General features: G+C 70.6%; 7 protein-coding genes and 2 pseudogenes. 5 read left to right on the top strand and 4 right to left on the bottom strand.

The genetic code is table 11. The annotated features are described in order from the left end of the window. Positions 1–415, top strand: a pseudogene (locus VNT59_RS00045) (peptidyl-prolyl cis-trans isomerase); the annotation flags it as partial. 158 nt (positions 416–573) lie between these two features. On the opposite strand, the gene VNT59_RS00040 reads toward VNT59_RS00045, so the two are convergent. Continuing rightward, positions 574–1548, bottom strand: coding sequence for a tripartite tricarboxylate transporter substrate binding protein (locus tag VNT59_RS00040; RefSeq protein WP_325495384.1), 975 nt, complete (start codon positions 1546–1548; stop codon positions 574–576). Between the two features lie 275 nt (positions 1549–1823). On the opposite strand from VNT59_RS00040, the gene VNT59_RS00035 reads away from it, so the two are divergent. Next, the gene (locus VNT59_RS00035; RefSeq protein WP_325495382.1) at positions 1824–2642 is read left to right on the top strand and encodes a LuxR C-terminal-related transcriptional regulator; all 819 of its coding nucleotides are present in this window, start codon (positions 1824–1826) and stop codon (positions 2640–2642) included. An 8-nt stretch (positions 2643–2650) separates the two neighbouring features. Here the strand turns inward: VNT59_RS00035 and VNT59_RS00030 are convergent, their stop codons facing one another. Beyond that, entirely contained in the window at positions 2651–5305 is a 2655-nt protein-coding gene (locus VNT59_RS00030) for an AMP-binding protein (RefSeq protein ID WP_325495386.1), read from the bottom strand. 463 nt (positions 5306–5768) lie between these two features. On the opposite strand from VNT59_RS00030, the gene VNT59_RS00025 reads away from it, so the two are divergent. From VNT59_RS00025 to VNT59_RS00015, 3 genes are all read left to right on the top strand, one after another. Further along, a complete protein-coding gene (locus VNT59_RS00025) occupies positions 5769–6659 on the top strand; it encodes a glycoside hydrolase family 16 protein (protein WP_325495380.1) in 891 nt (296 codons plus the stop codon). Positions 6660–7154: 495 nt separating this feature from the next. Then, on the top strand, positions 7155–7991 hold the full coding sequence (locus tag VNT59_RS00020) for a class I SAM-dependent methyltransferase (RefSeq protein WP_325495378.1): 837 nt from the start codon (positions 7155–7157) through the stop codon (positions 7989–7991). 76 nt (positions 7992–8067) lie between these two features. Then, complete coding sequence (locus VNT59_RS00015; RefSeq protein WP_325495376.1) at positions 8068–9306, top strand: glycosyltransferase family 4 protein; 1239 nt, start codon at positions 8068–8070, stop codon at positions 9304–9306. Positions 9307–9316: 10 nt separating this feature from the next. On the opposite strand, the gene VNT59_RS00010 is transcribed toward VNT59_RS00015, so the two are convergent. Next, a complete protein-coding gene (locus VNT59_RS00010; protein ID WP_325495375.1) occupies positions 9317–10279 on the bottom strand; it encodes a glycoside hydrolase family 16 protein in 963 nt (320 codons plus the stop codon). Continuing rightward, positions 10276–10638: pseudogene (locus VNT59_RS00005) on the bottom strand (hypothetical protein); the annotation flags it as partial. The pseudogene VNT59_RS00005 and the gene VNT59_RS00010, both read right to left, overlap by 4 nt.

The following is a 10638-nucleotide window of genomic DNA, read 5'->3' as shown; positions in this document are numbered from 1 at the left end:
GCGGCTGGTCGCCGCGCGCAGCGCCGAACTCGCGCGCCAGGACGGCATGGCCAAGCTGGCGGCATGGAAGGCGGCACCGGCGAGTGCGGCCCTGCCGGCGTCGATCGTCGTCTCCCGCCTCGACGCGAAGAAGCAGCCCATGCCCGTGGTCGAGGCCGCGCTGCGCGCCGATCCCGCGGCGCTGCCGGGGTGGACCGGCGTCGACCTGGCGGGCGACGGCTATGCGGTCGTGAAGGTGAACAAGGTGCTGGCGCGCGAAACGCCGCCGCCGCAGGTGGCGCAGCAGGAGCGCCAGCAGTATGCGCAGGCCTGGGGCACGGCGGAGAACTTGGCCTACTACACGATGCTGAAGGACCGCTTCAAGGCCCAGATCCTGGTGCCCAGGCCGGCCGACGAGCCGCAGCCGAAGCAGTAGCGCGCAGCCGCCGCGAACGAGCCCGCCTGGCATCGCCGGCGGGCTTTCTGCTTTTCGGCGGGAGTGTCCGCGCCAGGACGCGGGTGGGCTGTAGGCTGGCGCCGATGCCGATGCCGATGCCGACGCCGATGCCGATGCCGATGCGGTGGCGGTGGCGTTCAGGGCGCCGTGATGTGCTGGGCGCTGATCAGCGCGGCCCAGCGCTCGGCGTCCGCGGTCATCAGCGCCCCGAACTGCTCTGGCGTGCTGTGGGCAGGCACCATGCCCTGCGTCTCGAATGCGGTCTTCACTTCCGGCAGCGACAGGATGCCTGTCAGCTCCCCATTCAGGCGTTCGACGACGGGCCTGGGCGTGCCTTTCGGCGCCAGGATGCCGTACCACATCTCGACTTCGATGTCGCCCATCTTCAGGCTGTGCAGCGGCGGCACGCCCGGCAGCAGCGGATGTGGGGTCTGCGAACTGATCGCCAGCGCCTTGAGGCTGCCGGTCTTGACGTGCTGCAGCGCGACGTGGATCGGCAGGAACATCACGTCGATCTGGCCGCCCAGCAGGTCGGTCACCGCCGGTCCGGTGCCGCGGTAGGGCACGTGGGTCAGATGGGTCCGCGTCTGGTTCTTCATCAGTTCCATGGCCAGGTGGTGCGGGGTGCCGGCGCCCGGTGAGCCGTAATTGAGCATCCCGGGTCTGGCCTTGGCGCGTGCGATCAGTGCCTGTGCGCTGTCGATGCCGGTCTTCGCGTTCGCCACCAGCAGCAACTGGCCCCAGCTGGCCAGCGTGACCGGATCGAGGTCCTTGAGCGGATCGAATCCGGCCTTGGGGAACAGCGCGCGGTTCATCACGATCGTGTTCGCCGTCACGAGCAAGGTCGAGCCGTCGGCCGCGGCGCGAATCGCTTCCAGCGTACCGATGTTGCCGGACGCGCCGGGCTTGTTCTCGATGACGACCGGCCGGCCCAGGCGCTGGCCGAGGTACGGCGCGACCTGGCGCGCGATGAAGTCGATGCCGGTGCCCGGGGTGAAGGGCACCACGAGCCTGATCGGCATCGTTGCTTGCGCCAGCGCCAGCGGGGCGGCGAAGGAGATGGCTGCTGCGGCCGTGAAGCGGCGGCGGCCGGCATCGAAAGGCTGCGACATGGACGTCTCCTGAGCAGCGGTGTTCCTGATCGAGGGTAGCACGCGAGCGCCCCAGCGTGGCCCGGTTCGCGCGGCGCCACGCTGCGCCGGCGGCGCGACCCGCAGACGGGCCACGGGGCGACCGGCAGGCTTGGTGCTCATCACGGCGGACCAGCGCGGGAGCGGCACAACGGTAAGCCGCGCAACGGTTTGCAAAGAGCGAGATCTGAACCCACAGCAGGTGCTTAGCATGTGGCAACAAAAAGGGAGCAACCTCGAGCAGAGGGAGAAACCTCATGCGACGCCAAATCGATGTCTTTGTTGTCGCGCCCCCGATGCTGTGCTGGGGGTTCGAGAGGATGGTCGACACCGCCGGCGCCGGGATACGGGTGGTCGGCAGCGCACCGCACCTGGGCCAGGCGGCCTGCGACGGGCAGCGCGTGCGGGCCGACGTGGTGGTGCTCGACTTCGACGAGGTGCTCCAGCCGGACGTGCTGCGCGCCGCCAACTTCAACCGGCCGGTCCTGCTGCTGGCACCCACGCGCGAGGAACACGACATCGGGCACTGGACTGGCGCCGGTGTCGTGGCGGTCCTGCCCAAGGACGGCTCCCCGGAGCTGTTGCTGCGTGCGATCCGCAGCGCCTGCGACGGCGCCCGCCCCGCAGCCGGCGTGTCCATGATCTGGATCGACGGAGGAGCTCCCGCCGGTGCCACGGCAGATGGGGGGGATCGATCGAAACTCGAAAGCCTCACCGCGCGCGAGCGCCAGCTCCTGGTCGCCGTGGTATGTAATTCGACGACGCCGGGAAAGGTCCTGGCCGAGAAGCTCTGCATCAGCGAGCACACGCTGCGCAACCACCTCACCTCGGTCTACGGCAAGCTGGGCGTGCAGAACCGCCTGAGCCTGCACGATTTCGCCCAGCGCCACCGTCTGGGCGAGGACCCCCGCTTTCTGCAGGCCGACGGACGGCGCCCCGGCTGGCGTGCCCGCTCCTTCAACGAGGCGGCCTCGATGCCTCCATCCAGCGGGGCGGCATGCAGCCAGACACGGCCCGGGCAGTGCGCAGCCGACATGTTGAACGGCTTCGCTGCGGGTCCCCCTGCGGCGCCATAAGAGATGCTTCAGGCGTGCAGCCGCCCGCGCGCTGCCGGACTGGCCGCAGCGGCGGCCCGCTCGAGCGCGTCGCCCATCGGTCGGGCCAGCGCCGGCCGCTCCCCGATCACGATGGTGTGGTGGGAACCGGGCGTGAGCACCGCGCGCACCTGCGGCGCCAGCCGCGCCCAGCGCTGCGGACGCGTGTCGAACGGCTCTCCGCGCTCGGCGACGAAGCAGGTCACGGGAACGTCCAGGGCGTGCGGCACGAAGCTGGCCATGCGGCGCAGCCAGAGCCGCTCGATGCGCTCCAGCGCCGGTAACGGCACCCGCGGCGCGGCTCCGCGCCCACCGGCCCGCTCGCCGCGAGGCGCGCGCCACCGAGCCAGCACCCGGCTGGACTTGCGCACGATCCGCCAGACCGTGCGCATCGCCTCCTGCGCCAATGCGGACCTGGTCGTCAGCGGCGTTCCGCCACTTAGCGCCCGCATCGCTGCGGCGCACCAGCGCAACGGGCCCCGGGCGTTCAGCGAGGGCGTTTCCACCAGCAACACTTCCAGCACCGCCACGCCGCGGTCGCGCAACTGCCGGGCCAGCGCCCACGCGGCCAGGCCGCCGTTGCAATAGCCGCCGACCACGACCGGGCCCGCGCCGGCGAGTTGCATCACCGCATCGACATAGCCGGCGGCGATGCCCTCGATGCCGCACCGCTCCAGGCGTTGCGCGCCGCAGTGCAGCAGGTGCACCGCGGACCCGGTGGGCAGTCCGGCTGCGAGCCGGTGCGCATACAGGCCCCGGCTGCCGTAGTCGCCGTGGCAGAAAAAAAGCGGCGGGCCGGTGCCGGTCCTGGCCGTCGTGAGGATCTCGGATTTGGTCGCGCAGCCGGCGATGATCACCTGGGCCATGTGCCGGATCGTGAGCGGCGACAGTTCCGAGTCCGGGTAGGGCGTCCCGCAGAGCGCCTCGACCTCCAGCAGCATCTCTTCGGCCGCGAGGGAATCCCCGCCGCGGTCCACGAAGTCGTCCTCGATCCCGATCGCCTCGGTGCGCAGCAGCCGTTGCCAGATCGCGAGCAGTTCGTATTCGAGCAGTTCGGCGGGAGGCGTGCGGGGTTGCTTGCCGGCGCCTGCGAAGCGCCCGGCCAGCTCGCCGCGCAGCACCTTCCCGGTGCTGCCGCGCGGCAGCTGCTGCACCAGCTCGATCCGCGCAGGCACCTTGAAACCCGCCAGCTGCGCTCGCAGGAACCGGCGGAGGGCCTCGCCCGTGAGGGCTGCGCCCGGGCGCGCCACGACGGCCGCCCTGACGTTTTCGCCCAGGCGGGGGTGCGGCACGCCGAAGACCGCGGCCTCCAGCACCGCGGGGTGCTCGAGCAAGGCCTTCTCGACCTCGTACGGAAACACCTTTTCGCCGCCGCGATTGATGATTTCCTTGGTCCGGCCGGCAATCGTCAGAAACCCGCCGGCATCGAGTCGGCCAAGGTCGCCCGTGTCGAGCCAGCCTTGCGCCAGCGGCTGGATCGCGCCGCCGTCGTCCAGGTAGCCGGGCATGACCGTCGGGCCGCTGACCAGCACCCGGCCGACCTGCCCCGCAGCCGCGTCGGCGCCCGCCGGGTCCACGATACGCAGTTCGCCCGGCCAGGGCCGGCCAACCGTGCCCGGCTTGCCGTGGCCGGGCGGCACCGGGTTGGCCGCCATCACGCCAGCTTCGCTCAATCCGTAGAACTCCAGCACCGGGCGGCCGAGCAGACGCTCGCCAGCGATTCGCACCGGTTCGGGCAGATAGCCCGCCCCGCACATCAGAAACCGCAGGGCACCTGGCTCGAACGGCTCGGCGCGCGCGCGCAGGTTCTCGACCATGCCTTGCAGCGTTGCCGGCGAGCAAGACAGGAAGGTCGGCTGCAGCGCCCCGAACCATTCATGCAGGTGCAATGCCCGGCCGACCGGCGGAAACGCGACGCTGGCGCCGAGCAACAGGGGCACGATCAGCGTCGTCTTGATGCCGGCCGCGTAGTGCAGCGGCAGCGTGCAGGCGGACCGGTCATCGGGCCCGAGGTCGAACCAGTGCGGTGCGCCCACGCGCTCGGCCATCGCCAGCAGGTTGCCGTGGGTGACCGGGATCAGTTTGGGGACGCCGGTGGTACCGGAGGAGCGCAGGATGACGGCCACATCCGCGGGCATCGCCGGCTGCACCGGCCCGGCGCTGGGTCGTTGCCCGGCGAGCACCTCCAGAGATGGCAGATCGTCCTGCCAGCGCGCCACCAGCACCACGAGGGCCGGCAGCGCGTCCAGGAGCGCCGTCGCCCCCACACCCCGGCCGACGATGAGCCCGTCCAGATGCGCCGCACGCGCCATTTCCAGGACCTCGGCGACGGTAAGGGCGGGGTTCAGCGGGACCAGGGTGCAATGGCATGCCACGGCCAGCGTGAGCACGCCGCCCGAACGACCGGCCGGCACCAGCAGCCCAATGCGATGCTGGCGTCCGAGACCGGCCGAGGCCAGCTGGATGGACAGCGAGCCGAGGGCCCCGCGCAAGCGCCCGTACGAGATCGGGGGGGCGCCGATCGTCACCAGTGCTGGCCCGCCGCTGCGCACTTCAGCCCACCGCGCCAGGGCGTCGCCGATGCTGGCGCACGAAGAGGGCTGCACCGCGGGCGGTGCGGGCGCGACCGCTTCAGGCGCGTGCATCGCGATCGGCCGGCGCGCCGTGGCGGCCCGCGCGTGAGCAGACGTAACAATTGCTGAGCCACGCCCCCAGTGCCGCGATGGCACTGGCCTGCCATCGCTCCGGCCCTTTCGCACCGCAGCGCTCGCGCGACCGCCGGCATGGCTTGTTAACTGCAACACCACCGCCGGATTTGGTTACGTTACTGCTCAGTTCTCGCCGAGGGCGCTCTACAGTGACGGCCAGTGATGAGCTTGGGCCCCGAACCGGGGACCGGGCCACGGGATGTCGGCAACCCGGCGGCCCCGCCGAGTGCGGGCGGCCCGCCACCAGAGGAGAATTGCATTGCAGAGACGACTGTTCATTCAGGGGAGTTCGGCTGCGTTCGCGGGGACGTTGGTAGGCTGCGGCGGCGGTGGTGGCGACGAGGCCGTCGCAGGTGATCCGGCTGCCGCCACGGCGGGGGCGACAGCCACGACGGCTCCGTTGGAGAGAAAGAAGGTGGTCAGGCCGCCCGCCACGACCACCCCCACCCCGACGGCGCCCACCACGACGACGCCCGAGATCTACACCTTCCAGCAGGAATTCAACGACGCGTCCCGTCCGCTGCTGCGCGCGGACGGCGGGCCGTTCAATCCGTATTTCACGTATTTCGGCGGCCCCGCGCAGCCCGACGGGCCGAACGGCTACCGCTGGTGGAACGACGAGCTGCAGGTCTACACCACGAATCAGTACACGCCGGCGCCGTACAACCCCTTCACGGTCAGCAACGGCATCCTGACGATCGCCGGCAAGCCGACGCCCGCGGAGTTCGTGAACTCGCCCAAGCCCTACGTCTCGGGCACGCTGGAGACGTCCAACGGCGGCTGGTGGGACAGCGACGCGGTGCGGGCTGCGCGTGGCGGCTTCGAGCAGAAGTACGGCTATTGGGAAGCCCGGATCCGCATCCCGCGCGGCAAGGGCCTGTGGACCGGCTTCTGGCTGGCCGGCGGCCACATCCCCGCGACCAACGGCAAGGGCGGCGAGTTGGACATCTTCGAGACGATCGGTGACGGTCGTATCCACCAGACCGTGCACGACTGGTGGGGCGCCCCGGACATCAACGACAGCTATGCCTATGCGCCGGCCTGGAACTACGCTGACGACTTCCACACCTATGGCCTGCTGTGGACCGCCAACGAGATCGTCTGGTACGTCGACGGCATCGAGACCCGGCGGGCGAGCGCGGCGACCGTGGCTCGCTACCGCGACCTGTGCGGACCGCTGTACCTGTGCATCACGCTGGGCGTCGGGGGTTCCTGGCCGGGCTCGCCGGACGCCACCACGCCCTTCCCGGCGCTGATGGACATCGAGTACGTACGGGTGCGCGCCGCCTGAGGGAACAGGAAGTGCGCCGCGGCTGGGGCGCCCGGCGCGCCCATCCGCGCCGCCGGTCCGGCCGTTCGCCCGCGCTGCGGCCGGCAGCGGGTCGCGCGGCGAGGACCATGTCCGTACGCCTGAGGTGCTGGACGTCGACCGGCGTTTAGTCATCTGCTCCCTGTTTGAACGCACGCGTGGCCAGCGCCTCGGGAGTCATCGGATGGCCCATCGGGGCCGGCCTCGGCGCTCGCCCGGGAATGCGCTGTGTGTCAGAAATCATTGAAGCCAAAGAGCCGCGCTGCGTACATGGGAGCTTTGTCACGATCGGCGCCAGCCTGAGCGGGGCATAGGGCCGGGGCGCAGCGCCCGGCGCTGGCGCGGCCAAAAGACGGGACATTGCTCCCGTGCACATGCCGCGCGCCACCGCCAGAATGGTCGTCGCAGCACGCTCACGGGCCTCGCGGTGGCCAAGGCCACCGCGAGGCCCCTGTTGGCCGGCCAGCCGGTGAGCACATGCACGGCTCCATGAACACCAACGCGCATTCCGCCGGGTCCGCGTCGCGCGAAGATCACGCGCCTGCGGCCATGGAGCTGTCGTTCCTGGACGAGGAGCAGAACGCGACGTTCGATGAGGACTACCACCTCGGCACCGAACTGGACCAGAAGATCGCCACGCTGCGATCGCTGTTCCCGGATGGTCCAGGCACGCTGCTGGACATCGGCGGCGGCAACGGCCGCTTCCTCGACCGCCTGCTGGACGCATTTCCGTCGGCGCGGGGCACCAACGTGGACATCTCCGAACTGCTGCTGTCGAGGAATGCGGCTCATCCGCGGAAAGTGACCGTGCACGGCTCGGCGCACCAGTTGCCGACCCTGCTGGCCGGACAGACCTTCGACGTCGTCACGATCAACTGGGTGCTGCATCACTTCGTCGGCCCCAGCTACCGCGCCAGCTTGGCGAACGTGCGCGGCGCCCTGTCGATGGCCGCGTCGATGCTGGCTCCCGGAGGCGTCATCGTGGTCGCCGAGAACATGGTGGACGGCTTCCTGGACAGCGACCTGCCGTCGCGCGTGATTTTCGGGATCACGGCCAACCAGCATCCGGGACTGGTCAGGTTGGCACGCCGGTGGTTCAACACGGCCGGGGTGGGCGTCTGCTTCCATTCACAGCGTGGATGGGACCGGCTGTTCAGGGACAGCGCGCTTGCCACCCGCGATTTTTATCTGGGCGAGGTCTGGCCGGACCGCCTTCCCAAGCGCCTCGCGCTGGCAGCGCTGGGGATCGCACGGCGGCGCCACGGGCACTATTTCCTGGCGCCGGCCGGGCGCGCGAGCGTCGACTGCTCATGACCTTCGGCACGGCGCGCGGGCCGATGGGCTCGCCGGCTCTTCCAAGGTGATGTCCGTTCGCGCCGCCCCCCCGCGTGTGACGACGACGTCCGGGCCGAGCGTGGTCGGCCCATCGGCGCCCGGATTGCGCAAAGTCGCGATCGCCCACGCGCGGCTCGGCTGGGGCGGCTCGGAGGTCTACGTCATGTGGGGGATCGATGCCCTCGTGAAGGCCGGCTATGAGGTGACCCTCCTGACCTTGGGCGACGTCGAGCTCACCGAGCTCAACGCCTGGTGCGGGACTTCGTTGCGCAATGGCGATTTCCACGTGCGTCGCCCGGGATACGTCCCGGCCCTGACGCCGCTCCTTCGCGCCGCGGCGGTCCGCGACAGCCTGTTCCAGCGGTTCTGCCGCAGCGTCGCCGGCGAATTCGACGTGCTCATCAGCGGCTACAACCCCTGCGACTTCGGCCAGCCTGCGGTCCACCTGGTGCAGGACTTCTCCTGGCACCAGGGGCTGCGGGACGAGTTCGACGCGCCGCCCGCCGACGGCTCCTGGCGCATCCACCGCAAGGGGCCGCTGCGAGCCGCCTACCTGGGCCTCGCCGGACTGCTCGCGGCCCCCTCCGGCCGGAACCTGCTCGCCGGCCGGGACCTCTTTGTCGCGAACTCGCGCTGGGTGGCCGACCTCGCGCGCGAGCGCTGCGGCTTTTGCAACCAGCGCGTCGTCTACCCACCGGTGGTGTTCAGGAGCGAGCCGCTGCCGGACGCCGGCCGCGACGACGGCTTCGTGATCCTCGGCCGGGTCGGTGCGGAGAAACGGATCGAGCAGGCGATCGAGATCATCGGGCGACTCCGCGGCATGGGCCACGCCGTCCGCCTGCACATCGTCGGCGACCTCGCGGCCGGCACGCCCTATGGCGACAAGATCGGAACCCTCGTTGGCGCGCGGTCCACTTGGGTGATCGCCGAGGGCCGCCAAGTCGGGGTCGAGAAGGAATGGACGCTGATGCGCCACCGGTACGCCATCCACGCCCGACCGGGCGAGGCGTTCGGCATCGGCGTCGCCGAACTGGTGAAGGCCGGTTGCATCCCGTTCGTGCCTGCGCTCGGCGGTCCGGCTGAAATCGTGGGGGCGCCGGAGCTTTGCTGGTCCGGCATCGACGATGCGGTTCGGGCCATCGACCGCGTGCTGCAAGACCCGGTCCGGCAGACTCGGCTGCGCCGTCATCTGGCAGAGCGCGCGGCGCTGTTCGGCATCGACAGATTCCAGCGCGAGTTCCTCCGGGCGATCGAGCACTTCGCGGCGCAATCGACGCCGCTCGAACTCGGGTAGCGGGCCCCCATCAACTGGGCGAGGCCCGCGGGCACAGCGCCCGGGCCCGCAGGAACGCGACCTCCATCACGAGCGGGAATCGGGTGGATGCGTCCGGCGCGCCTGGCCACGAGCCGCCGATCCCGAGATTGACGGCCATGTGCAGCGGTCCGCACAGCTCGCGATACCGGGCGGCGAGGGCGGACGAAGCGCGCCGCGTAGGCACGCCATCCACGTACCAGGCGATGCTGTCGGGCGTCCACAGCAGTCCGTAGGTATGGAATCCAGCGGCGTAATCGAATGGCGACGTCCACGCGTAGCTCTCGTTGAGGTGAGCGGGCGCCCACCAGTCGTGCGCCGTCTGGTGCAGCGTGCGAGGCTGGCCCACCGCTTCGAAGACATCGATCTCGCCGTAGCCCCTGGGACCGCCGGCCGGCGTGACGCCGCCGTTGAGCCAGAACCCCGCCCAGACGCCCTTGGCCCTGGGAATGCGGCAACGGATCTCCCAGTAGCCGTATTTTTGCTCATGGCCGCGGCGCGCCGCGCGAACCGCGTCGGCGTCGCCCCAATACCCTTTGGAGGTTTCCAGGCAGCCCGAGACGTAGGGCTTGGGCGCATCCGCGAATTGCGGCGGTGTGGGCTTGCCCGTGATCGACAACACGCCGCCGGAAACGCGGAAGGGATCGAACGGGGCAGGCGTGTAGGCGGCGGTCGAATAGACCTGCAATTCGTCGTTCCACCAACGGTAGCCATTCGGTCCGTCGGGTTGCGGCGGGCCGCCGAAATAGGTGTAGTAGGGATTGAATGGCCCGCCGTGCGCCTTCAGCAGCGGAGCCGAAGCCTGTGTGAAGTCGTGTTCGAACGTGTATTCCGCGCAGGCCAGGCTGACGTCGTGGGCACCGTCGGCGGCAGCGGGCGCCCGCGAGCCGCGGTCTGCCAGTGCAGCGGCGGCCACCGCGGCCGCGCCGCTCCGCACGAACGTCCTTCTCTTCACGCCACCGCAGCCCCGCGTCGTTCCGCGCCCACGTGGTCCGGTTCGTGCGACTGCGCGGGGACGGTCTGCGCGGCCGCGGCGCCCGGGCCGCGCGCGACCGCGCCTGCGCCGGGCGCGCCGCGCACCTGGCGCTCGATCCATTCGTACGTGCGCTCCAGCCCGCTGCGCAGCGGGGCCGAGGGGCGCCAACCCAGCTTCTGCTTGATCAGGCGGTTGTCCGAGTTGCGCCCGCGCACCCCGAGGGGCCCGGCGATGTGGCGGCACTCGATGCGCTTGCCGGCGATTTCCGCGACCGCGCGCACCAGCTGGTTAATGGTGACCATCTCGTCCGAGCCCACGTTGAGCGGCTGCCCGCAGTC

Origin of the sequence: Ramlibacter sp. (assembly GCF_035554825.1) — a bacterium.
Classification (GTDB): domain Bacteria; phylum Pseudomonadota; class Gammaproteobacteria; order Burkholderiales; family Burkholderiaceae_C; genus Ramlibacter.
This window is presented reverse-complemented; position numbering and strand designations above follow the sequence as displayed.